This window comes from Ectothiorhodospira sp. BSL-9, from assembly GCF_001632845.1.
GTDB lineage: Bacteria > Pseudomonadota > Gammaproteobacteria > Ectothiorhodospirales > Ectothiorhodospiraceae > Ectothiorhodospira.
In genome coordinates, this window is record NZ_CP011994.1 from 1,821,623 (window position 1) to 1,841,235 (window position 19,613).

Below are 19,613 nucleotides of genomic sequence, written 5' to 3' on the forward strand. Positions count from 1 at the left end.
GAGGTAAAATCGACGCCGGCAGGCCGGCTCAGGAGATACCCACTTGACCTCAACCGATGATTCGCCCGAGCCATCCTCGCAGGCCCGAACCTCGCAGGATGCTCCCGACAGCGCCCTGCAAGGAGCACCTCAATCCACCTCGCCCCTAGCACCTCCCATCGTTGGTGTCGGCGCCTCGGCCGGGGGGCTGGAGGCCCTGGAGGATCTGCTCAGGGGGTTGCCTGAACAGCCGGGATTTGCGGTGGTGGTGGTTCAGCATCTGGATCCCACGCGCAAGGGCATGCTCACCGAACTGCTGCAGCGCGTGACACCGCTGTCGGTGGTGCAGGTGGAAGATGGCATGACGGTGGTGCCCAATCAGGTCTACGTCATACCGCCGGGCAAGGATCTTTCGGTGCTCAAGGGCGTGCTGTACCTGCAGGAACCCACCGGTCGTCGTGGTACCCGGTTGCCCATCGATTTCTTCCTCCGCTCACTGGCGGCGGATCAGGGGGGGCACTGTGTGGGCGTTATCCTCTCGGGTACCGGCTCCGACGGTACGCTGGGCATGCGCGCCATCAAGGAGCAGGCAGGCATGACCTTGGCCCAGCCCCCCGATGAGGCCCAGTATGCCAGCATGCCCAGCAGCGTCATTGACGCCGGCCTGGCTGACATGGTGGTCCCCGTGCGCCTCATGGGTGAGCGGATCAGTGACTATCTGATCCGCAAGAAGCAGATCGGCACCCGGCGCATCAGCAATAAGGACATGGATCAGCGCCACGCCCTGGAAAAGATCGTGGTCTTGCTGCGAACCCGCACCAGTCACGACTTTGCCGATTACAAGACCAACACGCTCTATCGCCGCATCGAAAGGCGCATGAGCCTGCATCAACTGGACAAGCTCTCCCAGTATGTCCAGTTCCTGCGCGACAATCCCCAGGAACTGGACCTGCTGTTCAAGGAACTGCTCATCGGCGTGACCAGTTTCTTTCGTGACCCCATGGCCTGGGAGAGCCTGCAGGCCCAGGTACTCACCCCCCTGTGCCAGGCGCCCCCCTCCCAGGGGCGCGTCCTGAGGGCCTGGGTTGCCGGTTGCTCCACCGGCGAGGAGGCGTATTCGCTGGCCATTGCCTTCCGGGAGGTGCTGGAAGAATGCGCCCCGGGTGGACGCATCATGCTGCAGGTCTTTGCCACCGACCTCAACGAACACGCCATCGAACGGGCGCGTCAGGGCCTGTATCCGCCCAACATCGCCGCGGATGTGTCGCCCGAACGCCTGCAGCGCTTCTTTCAGGAAGAGGCGGGTGGCTACCGGGTCAATCGTGCCATCCGCGAGACGGTGATCTTTGCCACCCAGAACGTCATCATGGACCCGCCCTTCACCAAGCTGGACCTGTTGATCTGCCGTAACCTGCTCATTTACCTGAACACAACGGCCCAGCACAAGCTCATGTCGTTGTTCCACTACAGCCTGCTGCCCGACGGGGTCCTGTTCCTGGGTAATGCGGAAAGTGTGGGAGGTGACAGTGAGTTATTCACCCCACTGGATGCCCGTGCCCGCCTGTTCCACCGGGCCGAGGGCCGCATCAGCGTGCCGGATCTGGATTTTCGCTCTCGGCTGGCGGAACCGGAGGTGGAAACCCAGGCGCGCTGGGCCAGCGGAGCGCCTGCAGGCAGTCTGCAATCCCAGGCAGAGCAGGTGCTGCTCAGGGAATTTGCCCCGCCGGGGCTGCTGGTGAACGCGGACGGAGACATCCTCTACGTGTTCGGTCGTACCGGTGACTATCTGGAGCCGGCCAGCGGGCGGGCCAACTGGAACATTCATGTGATGGCCCGGGATGGGTTGCGTCAGGAACTGGCTGTGCTGTTGCCCCGGGCAGTCAGGGAACAACAGTCCATCAGCCAATCGAGCATCGGTGTTGGCAACGCGGATCGCCAGCAGTTCATCAACCTGACGGTCTCACCCATCCAGGACCCCGAGCCTCTGAAAGGCATGCTGATGATCGTTTTTCAGCCCGCGCCATCCCGGCCGAGCCTTCCGACCGAGTCGCTGGATCCCAAGGACCGCAAGGATAGCCGCATCCAGGAGATGGAGCAGGCACTGCAGCAGAGCCGCGAAGACCTGCGGGCGACCCGTGAGACCATGCAGGCCTCCCAGGAGGAACTTCGCTCGGCCAACGAGGAGCTCCAGTCCACCAATGAGGAGCTGACCACATCCAAGGAAGAGATGCAGTCACTCAACGAAGAGTTGCAGACCGTGAATGCTGAACTGCAATCCAAGGTGGAAGAACTCACCCTGGCCAACAGCGACATGAAAAACCTGCTCGACAGTACCGATATCGCTACACTCTTTCTGAGCAAGGACTTGCGCGTCCGCCGCTTCACCGCTGCGGCACAGCGCATCTTCAAGCTCATTGCCACCGATGTGGGGCGTCCTTTGAGCGATATTGTCACCGACCTGGACTATCCGGGGCTGCACGATGATGTGCAGGAGGTCTTGCGGAGCCTGTCCCATTTCATAGAGGAAATCCCCACCCGGGACGATCGCTGGTACCAGGTCAAGGTGATGCCTTATCGCAACCTGGACGATGTGATCGATGGCGTGGTGGTCACATTCACGGACATCACCAAGGCCAAGGCCCTGGAAAGCCGTTTACGCGGTATTCAATCTGCGCCGGAAGAATCCGGCGGGGAGCCAGACCATGACCCAGGGAGATGATCATGATGAGGTCCGCAGACTGAGAGAGCTGGCGGAGCGAAAGCTTCGGGAACAGGTCTCGGGCATGCCTGATCCGCCCACGGAGCCCCTGGCCCTGTTGCACGAGCTTCAGGTGCATCAGCTGGAACTGGAGATGCAGAACGAGGCCCTGCAAAAGGCCCGCATCGAGGCGGAGGCGGCGAGGGACCTGTTCGCACAGCTCTACGATCATGCGCCCATGGCCTATTTCAACCTGGATGCACAGGGGGAGGTGCGTCGCACCAACCTGGCGGGAGCCCGGCTGCTGGACATCACCCGGAGTGAGCTTGTGGGGCGGCACCTGGCGGTCTTCGTGAATGACGAGGACCGCCCCCGGCTGGCGGATTTGCTCCACAAGGTGTTTGCCGGTCAGGCATCGGGCGATGCTGAACTGGCCATCACCACCCATGCCGGCATCCCGCGCATCCTGCGGGTGGAGGCCTGTGCTGGTGAGGTGGGGCCGGATACCTGCCTGCTGGCGGCCATGGATATCACCGATCTGGTGGAGTCCCGCCAGGCGTTGATGGTTGCGGCCTCGGTCTACGAGACCCTGGACGAGGCGGTCATGATTGCCAATGCCAGGCAGCGTATCATGCGCGTCAATCCCGCCTTTACCCGCCTGACCGGATTCAGCGCCAATGAGGTACTGGATCAGAGTGTCGAACTGATCCGTGCCCACCGGGAACCCCCCGATTTCGAAGAACACATGCGCCGCAGCCTCCACACCACCGGTCACTGGCAGGGGGAGATCCTGCACCGGCGCCGATCGGGGGAGCATTACATGGCCTGGGTCTCCATGCACCTGCTGCGGGACGACAAGGGCCAGCCAACGCGCTACATCAGCGTGTTCCGGGACATCACCGAACAGCGCCGGGCTGAAGAGGTCATCTGGCGTCAGGCCAATTATGACCCGCTCACCGAACTGCCCAATCGCCTGCTCTTCCTGGATCGATTGCGCCACGGTATCCGCCAGGCCCAGCGACGGGGCCGACTCCTGGCCCTGCTGTTCATCGACCTGGATAAATTCAAGGAGATCAATGACCGGCTGGGACACGATGCGGGAGACGCCGTCCTCAAGGAAGCAGCACATCGCATCAGTGGGTGCGTGCGCACCAGTGATACCGCGGCACGACTCAGTGGGGATGAGTTCACGGTCATCATGGGCGGGGTGGAGAGTGATGGCTCGGGCGTGAACGAGGTGGGCGCAAAGATCCTCGATGCCCTGGGCCAGCCCTTCGACGTGGCGGGCACCCAGGTTGCCCTGTCAGCCAGTATCGGCACGGCTTTCTGTCCCGGCGATGCCACGGATCCTGCTGGCCTCATGAAATGTGCCGATCAGGCCATGTATGCGGCCAAGCAGGCCGGTGGGCAGCAGATCAGGCAGTTTTCGCCGGATCTGGACACCACGCTGCAGGAACGTGAAGCGCTGGCCCGGGAGCTGCCCGACGCCGTTGAGCGCGGCCAGTTCAGCCTGTGCTTCCAGCCCATCCTGGCGCTGGATACCCGGCAGGTGGTCATGTTCGAAGCCCTGCTGCGCTGGGAGCACCCCCGGCGTGGACAGCTCAACCCGGATCAGTTCCTGGGCCTGGCGGAATCCGCCGGCCTGATGGGGCAGATCGATGAGTGGGTCTTCAAGCAGTCCCTGAACGCCCTGGAGCGGCTGAATGATCAACTGGGCGAACAGGAATTGCCGCTCAAGATCACCATCAACGAATCATCCCCTGATGGTGACGAAGGGGTGTCGGTAGAGACCTGGAGGCACCAGCTGTCGCTGTCGAGGATATCCCCGGAGTCCGTCATCATCGAGGTGACCGAACTACTGCTTCAGGATGAGAGTGGCCGGATACGCGACTGGATGAACGAAGTGCATGCCAGCGGCCTGAAGATCGCCCTGAGCCAGTTTGGCATCAGCAGGACCGGGATACCTTATCTGCAGCGCTATCCGTTTGATCTGCTCAAGATCGACCGAAGCTTCGTGCACAACATGCCCCAGGACATGGCCGATCGCACCATCGTTCACAGCATCATCAACATGGCCCATGGACTCGGACTGAAGGTGGTGGCAGAGGGCGTGGAAACCGATGAACAGCACGAACTGCTGTGTGCCGCCGGATGCGACTATGCCCAGGGATACCTGTTGGGCAAACCCCTCCCCATCGGTCAGATCCTGAGCGAGATGACCTGAATCCTGCGCTCCGGCACCAGCAACGTCCTCGCCCTCTTCGAGAGAGCCAGGGCGTTGCCGCCGCCAGATGCTTGAGCCTGGCAGGGGGGCTTCCCCTGGAGGCTGTGCGATGCCAGCTTACCGAAGTCCCAGGAACCCAAGGATGAACAGGATGATCACGATGGCGCCGACAATATAGATGATCTGATGCATGAGCTTCTCCTCTGTATGGAAGGGTCCAGTGCAGGGATGCGTGAACCCGGTACTGCACCTGCCACACTATGCGTAGCCGGACGCCGTGTCGGTACGGCGCCGCACACAGAGCCTGCCGGCGGTCCATGTGCGGTAACGGACAGACAGGAGGAGGGACTTGCCGCATGATGGATCCAGTAAAAGGGATGGCTTCCAGATATGAAATTTTCCACCTGCTTTTAGCGTAGCCAGCTAATGCGAGCGCCCCATGAAGAAAAAGCTCCTCATTATCCCGATTGTCGTCTTGAGTATCTTCCTGTTCGCGAATTGGCTCCTGTGGGGGCCTAATTCCTGGGAGGTGCAGATCTCCGGCACCACGGGCGACGGTCAAAACATCCAATACCGCATCGAGACGATTTATGCAGGAACCTCCAAGAGTCTGATCTTTCGCAACGAGGATGCCCGTTTCTGGCCCCCGTATTTCAAATTCGACTCGGCGGATCTGCAGGCCCGTGCCAACCGGATCAAGGAGCAATGCCCCGAGGTGCCGGTCACCATCAATGGGTATAGCTTTCGCCTGCCGTTTCTCGACATGTTCCCCAACGCCACATCGATTGATGCCCCGGAGCGTTGCATTCAGGCAACAACGCGCGCGCCAGGTTCAGCCCCCGAACCTCTGCCACCCGATCCCGGGCAGAGTGAATGATCGAGGCAAAAAACGGCCTTGGCCCTGTTCGCTGGCGAGCAGGGCCTGGACTGTGGTTGACAGGGTATTGCATCGTCCTGGATTTAGTGCGATGTGGATCGACCAAACAGCAGCATTCCAACACCGGCCACCGCAGAAGCAGCGCCAAGGAGCAGGAACCAGATGGTGGAGTCAGTAAAGCGGCCTGTCACGGCCTCCGTTAACTGATCGCCAACGCTTTGGGATGACTGATATGCAAGGAAGAGCAGAATCAAGCCCACCACAATCAATACAAGAGCCAGAATTTTATTGGTCGCCATGTGCATCTCCTTTCAAATGACTACTTTCATGACCTGCTGGCGTCCGAGATGATGATCTCGACGCGCCGGTTCTGTTGACGGCCCGAGGCGGTATTGTTCTCGGCAACCGGATGCTCCTGGCCCCTGCCCGTGGTGCGCAGGCGGTTGGAATCCACACCCTGACGGACCAGATATCGCTTCACCGAATCAGCCCGCTGTTCCGACAGGCGGACGTTCGAACTGGCGCTGCCAACGCTGTCGGTGTGTCCCTCGATGATGGCTGTGCGTTCGGGATGCTCCCGGAGGAACGCGGCGAGCTGGTCGAGGTTGCGCACCGCGCCATCTCGCAATTCTGAACGCCCTGTTGCGAAGAGCAGGTCACCCAGGGTCAGGACCAGACCGCGGTCTGTGGGCCTGGCGTTCTTTGCTTCGATCTGTCGTTGCAGTTCCGCGGTTTCACGCCTCGATGCATCCACCTCACGGGTGCGGGAATCCAGGCGCGCGGTGGCACCCTGGTCGCTCAATGCGGCACGTTGATCTTCCAGCAGGCGGGTCTGCGCACGGGCCCTGGCGATCTCGACCTTGCGATCGGCGATCAGCACCTGGTGCCTGGCCCATTCTCCGTCTGCCTGGGGTTCTTCGGCCGCCCGCACGGCGACTTCCGCATCCTTGATCTCCACCGGCGCCCGGCTGGCCAGTTGCGGATCCGCCTGCAGTTGCATCAGTTTGGTACGGGCGTTGTCAGCACCCGGTGGCACGGTCATCGACGTTGCGCACGCAACCAGGAACAGGCTGGTTGCCGTGACCGCGACCAGTCGGGAAAGAGTGGCATATGGCGTTTTCATGGGCGTTCTCCCGAACCGCGTTGCATTTCCTGCTTCAGCACTTCAAGGCTCATTTCCATCTCCTCGTTGATCGCCTTGGCCTTGATCAGCTCGGCCTTGGCGGATGCCAGTTCGGCGTTGACGCGGGACTGTTTGGCAAGACGCTCGGCCCGCTCCATGTTCTCTTCCTGCACAGCCTTGCGGGCCGCCGCCAGGTTCTCGCGGGCCTCATTGAGTTCGACGGACGCATAATCCGCGACGCGTGCCTGTTCGGCACTGGTGATGGCGGTCTCGGCGGCCTGCAGGGCGTGGGTGGGAGCCGGTGGGGCAGACGCGCAGGCCGTCAGCGTGATCAATCCCGCGACAGCAGCCGCCACCGGCAGGGACCGAACCACCCGGTTCGGGGTGGATGGGATGGGTTTGGGTTTCATTTGCTTACTCCTCGAGGACATCACCGATCAGGAAAGCCACCCATACGTGGCAGCACCTGGCCTTGGACAAGTGTCCTTGAGTGCCGGGCGTGGGGTCGGTGCGCTGGCGCACCAAGCGGGGCATGGCGCGATGGCCTGTCATCGAGCTGTGTGCGGTAGCAGACAGACGCGATGCCGGGGTCAACGTAACCTGACTTCAGTGAAGAGGCTGGCTTCCAGGTCTGGAAGTCGCCGAATCCAGGAGAAAGAGCATGAAGAAATACCAAACAGTGACGGGTACTGCCCTGGTTCTGGGCTTGCTGGTCATCGCGCTGGCGGCCTGTGATAAGGGACCGGCCGAGAAGGCCGGGGAGAATATCGACGACGCCGTCGAACGTGCGGGGGATTCCCTCGAAAGAACCGGAGACCGCATCAGGGATGCGGGCCGGGACGCTCGTGAGTGATCAACGGGTGACCTATACCGAAAGTGACGCCTTCATCATTGTGAATCGTCGGGAGAATGTTATGAACAAGAATCAGGTCAAGGGCCGGGCCAACGAAGCCACGGGCAAGGTCAAGGAAGTCACCGGCCGGTTGGTCGGCAATGAAAGTCTGGAAGCCAAAGGGAAGATCCAGAAGGCCGCCGGCAAGGTCCAGGCGGAATATGGCGATGTGAAGGAGGACCTCAAGGATGATCTGGAAGGGAATTCGCGCTAGTTCGTCGAGGAGGGCGAATGCTTGAGATCTGGCGGTCGGAGGTGGCATCTCCGGCCGTCAGACTTCACGGAAGACACACGCTGTGTGCGCTAGCGCACGGATGGCCATGTTACAGACGCAGATCCTGTCTCCATCTGCCTTTAGGAGTTGTCATCATGAATACCTGGTTAAGGTATCTGTCCGTATTGTTCATGGCCTTCGCGCTGGTCGCGGTGGTGAGTTGTGCGGCCCCTTCCAAGCAGCAATCGGCCGGAGAATATGTAGACGACACCTTCATCACCACCAAGGTGAAGACGGCGATACTCAACGATCCTGATCTGCGAGTGACCGAGATCAGTGTCGAGACCTTTGACGGCGTGGTTCAGCTCAGCGGCTTTTGAGGTGGACCCCAAGATTCGGACCAGGGGTTAAGCTCTGATCATTCCGACAGGAGAATCTGATCATGAGCAGGAAACGCAAGCAATACAGCGCCGACTTCAAGGCCAAGGTGGCCCTTGAAGCCCTCAAAGGGGAACAGACCACCTCGGAGCTGGCAGCCCGCTTCGAGATCCATCCGACCATGGTGAGTCAGTGGCGGCGTGAGTTGCTGGACAAGGCGACGGGGATCTTCGAGGGCAAGGGTGGGGGCAAGGCGGCCCAGAAGACTCAGGAGGAGATCGACACCCTGTACCGTGAGATCGGCAAGCTGACGGTGGAACGCGATTTTTTATCACGCAGGCTCGGTCGTTGAGCCGGGCCCAGCGACAGGCCCTGGTGGAGCCGCAGGCGGTTGATGTCAGCGTCCGGCGACAGTGTCAGTTGCTCGACATCAGCCGTTCTTCGGTGTACTACCGGCCCAAGCCGACCCAGGATAGCGACCTGGAGCTGATGCGCCTGATTGACGAGGAATACCTGCGAAGGCCGTTCTATGGTTCGCGGCGGATGAGGGCCTACCTCAACCGCTTGAGCCACCCGGTAAACCGCAAGCGAGTCCAGCGGCTGATGCGCCAGATGGGCCTGCACGCCGTGTATCCGAGGCCGCGCACCAGTCGACCGGGCGAGGGCCACCAGATCTATCCCTACCTGCTGCGGGATCTGGTGATCGATCGTCCCAACCAGGTCTGGGCGACCGATGTGACGTTCATCCCGATGGCCCGGGGGTTCATGTACCTGGTGGCCATCATGGACTGGCACAGTCGTCGTGTGCTCTCCTGGCGTGTGTCGAACACCCTGGACACCGACTTCTGCATTGATGCCCTTGAGGAGGCTCTGGCACGCCATGGGCGACCCGAGATATTCAACACGGACCAAGGCTGCCAGTTCACCAGCAAGGCGTTCACCCAGGTGCTGAAAGACCACAAAATCCAGATCAGCATGGACGGTAAGGGCTGTTACCAGGACAACATCTTTGTGGAGCGGCTCTGGCGCAGCGTGAAGTACGAGTGCGTCTACCTGAAGGCCTTTGATAATGGCGTCCACTTACGCCAGGATCTGAAGCAGTACTTCACCTGGTACAACGCCGAGCGGCCCCATCAGGGGCTGGACGACGCAACACCGGATGAGGTTTACTTCAACCAACCTCTGACTCGGGCGGCCTGACGCCTGAGAGCTACAACCCCGGTTAGAGCTTAACCCCCCTGTCAGGTGGTCCAGTGGATGGGGTCCACTTCATTTGTCAGTTCCAGGGCCGAGATCAATCGGGCAATGGAGGTGGCCCGAGGCGTGGGCGGTGTGAAGGATGTGAAGAACGACATGCGTGTCAAGTGAGGTTCCGCCTGCGGTCTGCAGGGCGGCGCCAGCCGCCGGGTGACGAGGGCGCTGTGGAGTTGCTGCGGGCTGAGTTGTTCAGCCTCGAGCAACTCAAGCGCCACGGCGTGGCGCTGGCCGAGCAGCACCCGCTCTCCTCTCGTCCCGGACCCGACCGGCTGTTGCCCAGGCTGGCGGAGAATTCGCGGCGCCTGCTGGCCGCCTACGATGTGGTCACGACGGCCGCCTCGCCGGGGCAGCGAGTGGTTCCGGCAGAGGCCTGGCTGCTGGACAATTTCTATCTGATTGAACAACAGATCAGCGAGGTCCGCCGGCACCTGCCGCGCGGATACAGCCGACAACTGCCGCAACTGGCCGATGGTCCATCCGCCGGTTTTCCTCGTATCTACGACCTGGCACTCGAGCTGATCTCCCATATGGATGGCCGTGTCGATCACGACAATGCCACCCAGTTTATCGCCGCCTACCAGTCCGTTGAGCCCCTCAAGGTCGGCGAATTGTGGGCCTTTCCCATCATGCTGAAGCTGGCCCTGCTGGAAAATCTGCGCCGGGTCGGGGTGAGTATTGCCCAGCGTCGTCGCGAGCGGGACGCCGCCCTCGCCTGGGCCGATCGCATGCTGGTGACGGCCGAGCAGGAGCCCAAACAGCTCATTCAATTGCTGGCCGAGTTTGCCCGGTCGGATGTGCCGCTGACGGCCCCGTTCGTGGAAGCCTTTGACGCCGCACTCCAGGCCCAGGGGCCGGCCCTGGCGTTCATCCAGACCTGGGTGGAGCACAAGCTGCTGGAACAGGGCGTGACCGCCAGCCAGTTGGCGGAAGTAGCCGGCCGCACGGCCGCAGCCAACCAGATATCCATGGCCAACAGCATTGGCAGCCTGCGCTTCATCGGCAGCATGGACTGGAAGGATTATGTCGAGTCTCTCAGCGTGATTGAGCGGATCCTGCGGGACGATCCCGTAGGCATGCATGCTGCTCAGGACTTTGCCACCCGAGATCGCTACCGGCACGTGGTGGAGGACGTGGCCCGGGAGGCCGTCTGCCCGGAGCCGGACGTGGCTCGGGCGGCGATCGAGCTTGCCCGTGCCGCTGCAGCCCAGCACGGAGAAGAAGATCGCAGTGCTCATGTGGGGTATTACCTGATCGACCGGGGGCGACCGGCACTGGAACAGGCGGTGGGCTGCCGGGTGCCCTGGATATCCCGCATCGGACGCCGTTGCCGACCGGCCTGCCTGCCCCTGTATCTGGGCGTCGTGATGTGGCTCACGCTGCTGGGTGCGGGGGGCGTGCTGCTGCTTCTGGACGGATTCACCCTCAACACAGGGTGGGCCTGGCTGCTGGCACTGCCGCTGCTGATTGCGGTGTCGTCACCGGCCGTCTCGCTGGTGAACATGGGTGTCACGCTGCTCTTGACGCCCAAGGCCCTGCCACGGATGGATTTCTCCGGCGGGATTCCCAAGGCCCGGCGCACCATGGTGATCGTGCCCACCCTGCTGACCGGGCCCAAGGACATCGATCACCTGCTGGAGGCCCTGGAAATCCGCTATCTGGGTAATCGGGACCCCAACCTGTTCTTTGCCTTGCTCACGGATTTTCCGGATGCCCCCCAGGAGGTGCAGCCCCAGGACGCAGCCCTGCTTGAGCAGGCCCGCACGGCGGTGGAGCGACTCAATCTCAGGTATCGGGAGGATCGCCCCGGCATCTTCTACCTGTTTCATCGGCCTCGGGTGTGGAATCCGTTCGAACGGGTGTGGATGGGCTACGAGCGCAAACGGGGCAAGCTGGAACAATTCAACGCGCGCCTCAGGGGAGAGGGGAGTGGTGCCTTCTCGGAGATCATCGGGGATACCGGACGGCTGACCTCCATCCGTTTCGTCATCACCCTGGACACCGACACCCAGTTGCCCCGGGACGCGGCGCGCCAGCTGGTGGGTAACCTGGCGCATCCACTCAACCGACCGGTCCTCGATCCCGAGCGGGGCCGCATCGTCGAAGGTCACGGGATCCTGCAGCCTCGCACTTCCATCAGCCTGAACAGTGCCCTCCAGTCACGCTTTTCCAGATTGTTCGCGGGTGAGCCGGGCATGGACCCCTACACACGGGAGGTCTCCGATGTGTATCAGGATCTGTTTGGCGAGGGGTCCTTCGTCGGCAAGGGCATCTACGACGTGGATGCCTTTCGCCATGCCATTGATGGCCGCCTGCCGGAAAACCTGATCCTGAGTCACGATCTGCTGGAAGGGGGTTATGCCCGGTCGGCGCTGGTGACGGATGTGGATCTGCTTGAAACGCTTCCGGCCACCTATCCTGCGGAGGCCAGTCGCCGCCACCGCTGGATACGGGGCGATTGGCAACTGATGGGCTGGCTGCTGCCGCGCGTGCCAGCCCCCCGGGGGCGCACGCCCGCACGGGTGCCAAACCCCTTGTCGGCCCTCTCCCGCTGGAAGCTGTTCGACAATCTGCGCCGCAGCCTGGTGGCCCCATCCCTGCTGGCCCTGTTGCTGGGGGGCTGGCTGCTGGGCGTCGGGCCGGTGTGGCTCTGGAGCCTGCTGGTGCTGGCGCTGGTGGTCGTGCCCGCCCTGTTGCCCGCCATGATCGATCTGGGGCGCAGGCCACAGGACCGGGATCGTCGGGTACATCTGAGCCTGACCGGCAGGGCCGCGTTACGGCCACTGGCCCAGGCCATGTTGACCCTGGCGTTCCTGCCCTATGATGTGCGGATCTCCCTGGGCGCCATCGTCTGCTCCTGGGGGCGAATGCTGTTTACCCGGCGAGGCCTGTTGCTCTGGCAATTGCCCAGCTATGCCCGCCGCAATGCCTGCCGGACACCCATCGACTTCTTGCGGGAGATGTGGCTCGCACCGATCCTGGCGCTGTCCACGGGAGCTGCCCTGGTCTGGACATCCGGAGATGCCTGGGCCACGCAGGGGGTGTTTGCCGCACCCTTCCTGTTGATGTGGCTGGTATCACCCGGCATCGGCTGGTGGATCAGCCGCCCGCCGGGTGACCGCATACCGCGCCTGAACGTGTCGCAGGAGGCCTTCCTGCGCCGCGCCGCCCGCAGGACCTGGCGCTATTTCGCCGACTTCGTGGGGCCGGAGGATCACTGGCTGCCGCCGGATAATGTCCAGGAATACCCCAGGCACATGGTGGCTTCACGGACCTCGCCCACCAATATCGGCATGTCCTTGCTGTCGGAACTGGCCGCCCATGACTTCGGCTATGTGACCATCGGCGAATGCCTGTCGCGGATCGACCGCACCGTTTCCTCCATGGAGCGTCTGGAGCGCTACCGGGGACACTTCTACAACTGGTATGACACCCGCACCCTCAAGCCCCTCCAGCCCAGATACGTCTCCTCGGTGGACAGCGGCAATCTGGCGGGCGCCTTGCTCACCCTGCAGGCCGGGCTGGATGAACTGAAGCATCAGCCGGTGCCCTCATCCCGGGCGTTGCAGGGGCTGCTGGATACCCTGGGGGTGCTGGCCGAACACCGATCCGAATCCTCCCCACCCCTGGTTGAACTGGAACGCCGGGTTCAGGGGTTGCAGGACGCCGTGTCCACCACGGACCTCATCAAGGGCCTGGAGGACATTCAACAGGCGGGCGGCGCCGCAGCCGCCTGGCTGGCGGCCGAGGGCAGGCCTGCGGGCGACGAGGCATCGGCCTATTGGGTGCAGGCCTTCGACGGGCAGTTGGCTGCCCTGCGGGACGAGCTGGTTCAGCTGTTGCCGGCGGGTGGGTCCGTGGCGACGGAGGGCCCATCCCGGGCACAACTGGACATCATTGATGACCTGATCCGGCGTTGCCGGCATCTGGCGACCATGGATTTCGAGTTTCTCTACGATGCTCCGTCCGGCTTGCTGGCCATCGGCTATGACGTGGGCGAGCGGCGCCGCGATCCGGCCTGCTACGACCTGCTGGCTTCGGAGGCGCGCCTGGCCAGCTTCCTGCTGATTGCCCAGGGGCAGTTGCCCCAGAAGCACTGGTTTGCCCTGGGGCGTCTGCTGACCAGCCAGGGGCGCGATGTGAGCCTGATCTCCTGGAGCGGCTCCATGTTCGAGTACCTGATGCCGCAACTGATCATGCCCAGCTTCGGCAATACCCTGCTGGCCCAGACCTGCAAGGCGGCCGTGTCGCGTCAGATCGAGTATGGCCGCCAGCGTGCGGTGCCCTGGGGGATTTCCGAATCCTGCTACAACGTCACCGACATGAGCCAGGTCTACCAGTACCGGGCCTTCGGCGTGCCCGGGCTGGGCTTCAAACGGGGACTGGGGGAAGACCTGGTGATCGCCCCCTATGCCACGGCGCTGGCGCTGACGGTGCTGCCCGAGGAGGCCTGCCGCAACCTGGAACGGATGGCCTCCACGGGCTTTCTGGGTGAATACGGATTTTACGAGGCGGTGGATTACACGCCGTCCCGCGTGCCCCGGGGCAAGTCCTGGTTCATCGTGCGCAGTTTCATGGCCCATCACCAGGGCATGAGTCTGCTGGCCCTTGCCCATGCGCTGCTGGATCAGCCCATGCAGCGTCGATTCATGGCCGATCCGCAGGTGCGGGCAACGGAGTTGCTGCTACAGGAGCGTGTTCCACGGCAGGGGGGCACCTTGCACCCCCATGCCGCCGAGGTGAGTGCCTCCGCTCAGCCACCCGATGCGGAATTGGGCAGCATCATGCGGGTGTTCAGGGAGACCACCACGCAACTCCCCGAGGTGCACCTGCTGTCCAATGGACGCTACCACGTGATGGCCACCCATGCAGGGGGCGGTTACAGCCGCCGACACGGGCTGGCCGTGACCCGCTGGCGTGAGGATGTCACCACCGATGCCTGGGGCACGTTCATCTACCTGCGTGACCGCGACAGCGGGGAGTACTGGTCCAGCGCCCATCAGCCGACACTGCGGCGGGCGGATCACTACGAGGCCATCTTCGTGCAGGCCCGCGCGGAATACCGGCGACAGGACCAGGCCATCGACTCCCACACCGAGATCTGTGTCTCCCCCGAGGATGACGTGGAGATCCGGCGTGTGACCCTCACCAATCAATCCTCCCGAACGCGCCATATCGAGTTGACCAGCTATGCGGAAGTGGTGCTGGCGCCCCTGGCCGCCGACCTGGCCCATCGTGCCTTCAGCAATCTGTTCGTGCAGACCGAGATTCTGCCTGACCACCAGGCCATCCTGTGTACCCGGCGACGGCGCACGCCGGACGAGCAGGTGCCCTGGATGTTTCACCTCATGGCCGCGCCAGGGGCCCAGGTGGATGCGCCGTCCTTCGAAACCGATCGTGCCCGCTTCGTGGGCCGCGGTCGCACGCCCGTGAACCCGGTGGTGATGGATGCAAGAACAAGGGCAGGGCGCCTGTCCGACACCGCAGGCGCGGTGCTCGACCCCATCGTCGCCATTCGTCGCACGGTGACCCTGGCACCCGATGAATCGGCCAGCGTCCAGATCATCTCCGGGGTGGCCGATACCCGGGAAGCGGCCCTGGGGCTGCTGGAGAAATATTGTGATCGGCACTTTGTTGAACGCGCCTTCGAGATGGCCTGGTTCCAGAGCCAGGAGGTGCTGCGTGTGCTCAACGCCACCGAGGTGGATGCCCAGGTCTATGGGCGTCTGGCCAATTCGGTGGTTTTCGGCAACGCGCTGCGCCGTGCCGCGCCGGGGGTCATCGCCCGCAATCAACTGGGGCAGTCGGGCCTGTGGCGCTTCGCCATCTCCGGGGACCTGCCCATCGTCCTGCTGCATGTGGGGGATATTCATCGCATCGACCGGGTCAAGCAGGTACTGCAGGCCCACGCCTACTGGCGCATGAAGGGGCTGAGCGCCGATCTGGTGATCCTGAATGAGGACTTTTCGGGGTATCGGGCGGTCCTGCACGACCGGATCATGGGTCTGATCAATTCAGGCCCCGAGGCGCAGATGCTGGACAAGCCCGGTGGGGTCTTCCTGCGGCGTGCCGAGGAGTTGTCGGAGGATGAGCGGGTGCTGTTGCAGACGGTGGCGCGCATCGTCTTCAGCGATACGGCCGACACCCTGATCGAGCCGGTGGAGCGCCGCATCTCCGCGAGCCGTCCATCGGATCGGCTGGAGCCGGTGCGCCCGGTGGTCACCGAGACACCCGCGCCCCCAGTGGCGCGGGAGCTCATCTTTGATAACGGTCTGGGGGGGTTCACGCCGGACGGACGGGAATACGTGATCACCCTGGCACCGGGACAGGCGACACCGGCCCCCTGGGCCAACGTGATTGCCAGTCCGCACATCGGCACCGTGGTGAGCGAGGCGGGCAGTGCCTATACCTGGGTGGACAACGCCCATGAGTTCCGGCTGACCCACTGGCACAACGATCCGTTGTCCGATGCCAGCGGCGAGGCCTTCTATATCCGCGATGAGGAAACCGGGGCCTTCTGGTCGCCGACACCGCTGCCGGCCCGGGGACGCAATGGGTATGTCTGCCGGCATGGTTTTGGCTACAGCATCTTCGAGTACCAGGAGTCGGGCATCGCCTCGGAATCGAGCATCTATGTCGCCATGGATGCGCCGGTGAAGTGTGTGGTGATCAAGCTGCACAACCATTCCCGGCGTGCGCGGCGATTGTCCCTGACCGGTTATTGGGAACTGGTGCTCGGGGAGTGGCGGCATGCCAATCTCATGCACATTGTCACCGAAACGGAGCCTCATACCGGGGCCCTGCTGGCCCGCAACGCCTATGGGCAGGAGTGCGCCCACAGGCTGGTCTTCGCCCATGTGAGCGGGCGGGACCGCTCCATCAGCGGTGGGCGGACCGAGTTCATCGGCCGCAACGGTTCCATGGCCAACCCGGCGGCCATGCGTCGCAAGCGCCTGTCCAACCGGACCGGCGGGGGCATGGATCCCTGCGCAGCGGTGCAGGGCCGGATCGAGCTGGAGGCGGGGCAGTCCACCGAAGTCGTGTTCGTGTTCGGCGCGGCGACGACTGTGGCTGAGGTGGAGCAGTACATCCATCGGTTCGGCGGCCGGGCAGGGGCCCGCCAGGCCCTTGAGCAGGTGTGGGAGTACTGGAATCACACCCTGGGTGCGGTTCAGGTGGATACGCCCGATCCGGCACTGAACGTGCTGGCCAATGGCTGGCTGGTCTATCAGACCCTGTCCAGCCGCCTGTGGGCACGCAGCGGCTATTACCAGTCCGGCGGTGCCTACGGCTTCCGTGACCAGTTGCAGGACGCCATGGCCCTGGTCCATGCCACCCCCGAGCTGGCCAGGGAGCAATTGATCCGCTGCGCCGGGCGTCAGTTCCTCAAGGGGGACGTGCAGCACTGGTGGCATCCCCCCGGCGGCCAGGGTGTGCGCACCCATTTTTCCGACGATTATCTGTGGCTACCCTATGTGGCCTGCCATTACGTGACCACCACCGGGGACACCGGCGTGCTGGATGAACCGGTGCATTTCCTGGAGGGCCGCGAGCTCAACCCTGACGAAGAGGCTCACTACAGTCAGCCACAACGCTCCCAGGAAGTGGCCAGTCTCTATGAGCACTGTGTCCGCGCCCTCAGGCATGGTCTGCGGTTCGGGGCGCATCAGTTGCCGCTGATGGGATGTGGCGACTGGAACGATGGCATGAACAGGGTGGGCCACGAGGGTCGGGGCGAGAGTGTCTGGCTGGCCTGGTTCCTGTTGGACGCCCTGCAGCGGTTTGCCGATCTTGCCCGGTCCCGTGAGGACGGGGTGTTCGCCGAGCTCTGTCAGGCCCAGGCCCGGCAGTTGCGCCGCCATATCGAAGCGAGCGCCTGGGACGGCGCCTGGTACCGGCGGGCCTGGTTCGACGACGGTACGCCCTTGGGGTCCAGCGAGAACGATGAATGTCGCATCGATGCCATCAGTCAGAGCTGGTCAGTCCTCTCCGGTGCCGGGGATCCCCAGCGGGCCCGTGAAGCCATGAATGCCGTGTACCGGCACCTGGTCAGCCGGGATGACGGCCTGATCCGTCTGCTGGACCCACCCTTTGACCAGTCTGAACTGGAGCCGGGGTACATCAAGGGCTATGTGCCGGGGGTGCGCGAGAATGGGGGGCAGTACACCCACGCCGCCATCTGGACCACGATGGCCTTCGCCCGGATGGGCGACAGGAAAAGGGCCTGGGAATGCTATGCCCTGCTCAACCCCGTCCACCATGGCGATACGCCCGAGGCCGTGGCGCGATACAAGGTGGAGCCCTACGTGATGAGCGCGGACGTGTACGGCTCACCGCCCCACACGGGGCGTGGCGGCTGGACCTGGTATACCGGCGCGGCAGGCTGGATGTACCGGCTGACCGTGGAAACCCTTCTGGGCCTGCAACGGGAGGTGGATCATCTGCGCATCGCGCCCTGCATCCCCGACCACTGGGATGCCTATACCCTGCATTACCGCTATCGGGAAACCCTGTATCACATTCATGTGAGCGGCGTGGCCGGGGGGTCCCGGCGGGTCACTCGCGTCACCCTGGATGGGACCGAGATCCGTGATGAAGCCGCGCTGGAGGCCGGGTGGGGCAGGATTCCCCTGGTGGACGACCGTCAAACCCACCATGTGGAGGTGGGCCTGGGCTGACACCAACAGGCCCATGACCCGGCGAGAGCCTGGTCAGGCTCCGGGGGGTGCGTGGTGCGGTAATATGATCATGAGAATGGCATCGCCGCTGGCAGACAGATCGGCAACCACATGCAGCTGGCGCAAGCCGCCTCCGCTGTCCGTGTGCGAGACCGAGCAGGACGATGCGCTTGCGCGCCCCTCGGCCAGGTCCTTCAGCAGACCGGCAAGCGTTGCTCGACTTTCGGGCGCCAGGAAACTGACGACCGTGTGGCCCACGAGGCGGTCCCTTGGGGCCCCAAGCAGTTCGGCCCCTGCCGGATTGGCTTCGATGACCCGTCCGTCGAGATCCACGGTGAGATAGCCGGCGGGCGCGTTGTTGAAAAGGACCTTGTAGCGATCCTTTTCCAGGGCAAGCTCCTGCTCGTTGGCCTCCAGCTGTTGATACTGCAGGTCCAGTTCCACCTGATGCGTCTGCAACTCATGCAATAACCTGAGCGCATCGCTGGCACTGTCCGGGTTGCGGGCCAGGCTGTACAGGAGCGCCAGGGCATCCTCTCCCAGCGTCCAGCCGCGAGTGGGGGGAGCAGTGCCCTCCCTGAGCCGTTCCTCAGCGTCAGCGCGCAACTGCTCATGCCCTCGGGGTTCGCGGGTGAACTTGGGCATACAGCCTCCATTGAGATCAATCGTGAGTGGCGTTCGCCTGTTTTGCAATCAATACTACTGTGAGCCCATTCACATGTCTGTCTGCCATCCCACATAGCCTGGAGACCGGGTGAGGGGCGCTACCGGCCTGAATGCCTCCCCGCCGACCTTGTCCCCCGGTTCGATTCCGTGGCGTTCGAACCAGCCCGCATTCACCTCCAGGGCGAAGCGCACCGGCTCAGAGGCGGTGTGCGAATCGGTGGTTTCCGGCTGCATGGTCATGATGTCGGTGATGCGATGATCGGCGCTGATGAACGCCACGTCCAGGGGAATGAGGGTGTTTTTCATCCACATGCCGTAATGGGCGTCCTGGGGCCATACAAAGAGCATCCCCTGGCCGTCGGGCAGGTGGTCGCGGAACATCAGGCCCTGGCGGCGACTGGCCGGGTCCATGGCCCTTTCCACCATGAGGGTGTGTTCGCCAACGGTGAGCGGCAGCAGCAGGGGAGCGCTGTCATCGGCAGGGTGCGAGTAGCGCAGCAGGGGAATGCAGGCCGTCAGCAGCAATGCGCCTATGAGACTTGCCCACAGCAGTTTCCGGGACGGGCCGGAGGGCCTGGATGGCATCAGTCAGTGCTCCCTGGAGGGGGTGTCCACCACTCCGGTCGGGCC

The 19,613-nt window shown here is 63.3% G+C and carries 14 protein-coding genes; 9 read left to right on the forward strand and 5 right to left on the reverse strand.

Annotated features, from left to right (window positions below; all coding sequences use genetic code 11):
- The first annotated feature begins 43 nt into the window (after positions 1-43).
- From ECTOBSL9_RS08625 to ECTOBSL9_RS08635, 3 genes are all read left to right on the forward strand, one after another.
- Positions 44-2,698: a chemotaxis protein CheB gene (locus tag ECTOBSL9_RS08625; RefSeq protein WP_156500079.1), complete on the forward strand. Its 2,655-nt coding sequence runs from the start codon at positions 44-46 to the stop codon at positions 2,696-2,698.
- Positions 2,682-4,901, forward strand: coding sequence for a bifunctional diguanylate cyclase/phosphodiesterase (locus tag ECTOBSL9_RS08630; RefSeq protein ID WP_063464704.1), 2,220 nt, complete (start codon positions 2,682-2,684; stop codon positions 4,899-4,901). Before ECTOBSL9_RS08625 ends, ECTOBSL9_RS08630 begins: the two co-directional genes overlap by 17 nt.
- A 439-nt stretch (positions 4,902-5,340) precedes the next feature.
- On the forward strand, positions 5,341-5,778 hold the full coding sequence (locus ECTOBSL9_RS08635; RefSeq protein ID WP_063464705.1) for a DUF1523 family protein: 438 nt from the start codon (positions 5,341-5,343) through the stop codon (positions 5,776-5,778).
- A gap of 83 nt (positions 5,779-5,861) precedes the next feature.
- Here the strand turns inward: ECTOBSL9_RS08635 and ECTOBSL9_RS08640 are convergent, their stop codons facing one another.
- Genes ECTOBSL9_RS08640 through ECTOBSL9_RS08650 form a run of 3 tightly spaced genes read right to left on the reverse strand, consistent with a single transcriptional unit; the run spans position 5,862 to position 7,311 of the window.
- Positions 5,862-6,077, reverse strand: coding sequence for a DUF3185 family protein (locus tag ECTOBSL9_RS08640; RefSeq protein ID WP_063464706.1), 216 nt, complete (start codon positions 6,075-6,077; stop codon positions 5,862-5,864).
- Positions 6,078-6,103: 26 nt separating this feature from the next.
- Positions 6,104-6,901, reverse strand: a complete 798-nt coding sequence (locus ECTOBSL9_RS08645; protein WP_063464707.1) for an OmpA family protein — start codon at positions 6,899-6,901, stop codon at positions 6,104-6,106.
- A complete protein-coding gene (locus ECTOBSL9_RS08650) occupies positions 6,898-7,311 on the reverse strand; it encodes a DUF4398 domain-containing protein (RefSeq protein WP_063464708.1) in 414 nt (137 codons plus the stop codon). The genes ECTOBSL9_RS08645 and ECTOBSL9_RS08650 overlap by 4 nt, the downstream gene beginning before the upstream one ends.
- Positions 7,312-7,562: 251 nt before the next feature.
- Here ECTOBSL9_RS08650 and ECTOBSL9_RS08655 point away from each other — a divergent pair, with 251 nt between their 5' ends.
- The 6 genes from ECTOBSL9_RS08655 (at position 7,563) to ECTOBSL9_RS08680 (ending at position 18,317) form a co-directional block, all read left to right on the forward strand.
- Positions 7,563-7,754 (forward strand): hypothetical protein, encoded by a 192-nt coding sequence (locus ECTOBSL9_RS08655; RefSeq protein ID WP_063464709.1) that lies wholly within the window; start codon positions 7,563-7,565, stop codon positions 7,752-7,754.
- 61 nt (positions 7,755-7,815) lie between these two features.
- Positions 7,816-8,007, forward strand: a complete 192-nt coding sequence (locus ECTOBSL9_RS08660) for a CsbD family protein (RefSeq protein ID WP_063466096.1) — start codon at positions 7,816-7,818, stop codon at positions 8,005-8,007.
- Positions 8,008-8,162: 155 nt separating this feature from the next.
- Complete coding sequence (locus ECTOBSL9_RS08665; protein WP_082829834.1) at positions 8,163-8,387, forward strand: BON domain-containing protein; 225 nt, start codon at positions 8,163-8,165, stop codon at positions 8,385-8,387.
- A gap of 62 nt (positions 8,388-8,449) precedes the next feature.
- A protein-coding gene (locus ECTOBSL9_RS08675; RefSeq protein ID WP_371258969.1) for an IS3 family transposase occupies positions 8,450-9,585 on the forward strand; the annotation gives its coding sequence in 2 pieces (ribosomal slippage) (positions 8,450-8,726 and positions 8,726-9,585; 1,137 coding nt in all).
- Between the two features lie 105 nt (positions 9,586-9,690).
- Positions 9,691-9,753 (forward strand): hypothetical protein, encoded by a 63-nt coding sequence (locus ECTOBSL9_RS17520; protein ID WP_240481116.1) that lies wholly within the window; start codon positions 9,691-9,693, stop codon positions 9,751-9,753.
- Positions 9,754-9,812: 59 nt separating this feature from the next.
- Positions 9,813-18,317 carry a GH36-type glycosyl hydrolase domain-containing protein gene (locus ECTOBSL9_RS08680; protein ID WP_063466097.1) on the forward strand — a complete coding sequence of 2,835 codons (8,505 nt, stop codon included), beginning with the start codon at positions 9,813-9,815 and terminating at the stop codon, positions 18,315-18,317.
- 33 nt (positions 18,318-18,350) lie between these two features.
- On the opposite strand, the gene ECTOBSL9_RS08685 is transcribed toward ECTOBSL9_RS08680, so the two are convergent.
- Positions 18,351-18,962 carry a PAS domain-containing protein gene (locus tag ECTOBSL9_RS08685; protein ID WP_063464711.1) on the reverse strand — a complete coding sequence of 204 codons (612 nt, stop codon included), beginning with the start codon at positions 18,960-18,962 and terminating at the stop codon, positions 18,351-18,353.
- A gap of 69 nt (positions 18,963-19,031) precedes the next feature.
- Entirely contained in the window at positions 19,032-19,568 is a 537-nt protein-coding gene (locus ECTOBSL9_RS08690; protein WP_082829836.1) for a DUF192 domain-containing protein, read from the reverse strand.
- Positions 19,569-19,613 lie beyond the last annotated feature (45 nt).

Excerpts from the sequence above, each read along its gene's own strand:
- ECTOBSL9_RS08650 (WP_063464708.1), bottom strand. The coding sequence starts at position 7,311 with ATGAAACCCAAACCCATCCCATCCACCCCGAACCGGGTGGTTCGGTCC.
- ECTOBSL9_RS08655 (WP_063464709.1), top strand. The coding sequence starts at position 7,563 with ATGAAGAAATACCAAACAGTGACGGGTACTGCCCTGGTTCTGGGCTTG.
- ECTOBSL9_RS08685 (WP_063464711.1), bottom strand. The coding sequence starts at position 18,962 with ATGCCCAAGTTCACCCGCGAACCCCGAGGGCATGAGCAGTTGCGCGCT.
- ECTOBSL9_RS08645 (WP_063464707.1), bottom strand. The coding sequence starts at position 6,901 with ATGAAAACGCCATATGCCACTCTTTCCCGACTGGTCGCGGTCACGGCA.
- ECTOBSL9_RS08665 (WP_082829834.1), top strand. The coding sequence starts at position 8,163 with ATGAATACCTGGTTAAGGTATCTGTCCGTATTGTTCATGGCCTTCGCG.
- ECTOBSL9_RS08635 (WP_063464705.1), top strand. The coding sequence starts at position 5,341 with ATGAAGAAAAAGCTCCTCATTATCCCGATTGTCGTCTTGAGTATCTTC.
- ECTOBSL9_RS08630 (WP_063464704.1), top strand. The coding sequence starts at position 2,682 with ATGACCCAGGGAGATGATCATGATGAGGTCCGCAGACTGAGAGAGCTG.
- ECTOBSL9_RS08660 (WP_063466096.1), top strand. The coding sequence starts at position 7,816 with ATGAACAAGAATCAGGTCAAGGGCCGGGCCAACGAAGCCACGGGCAAG.
- ECTOBSL9_RS08690 (WP_082829836.1), bottom strand. The coding sequence starts at position 19,568 with ATGCCATCCAGGCCCTCCGGCCCGTCCCGGAAACTGCTGTGGGCAAGT.
- ECTOBSL9_RS08640 (WP_063464706.1), bottom strand. The coding sequence starts at position 6,077 with ATGGCGACCAATAAAATTCTGGCTCTTGTATTGATTGTGGTGGGCTTG.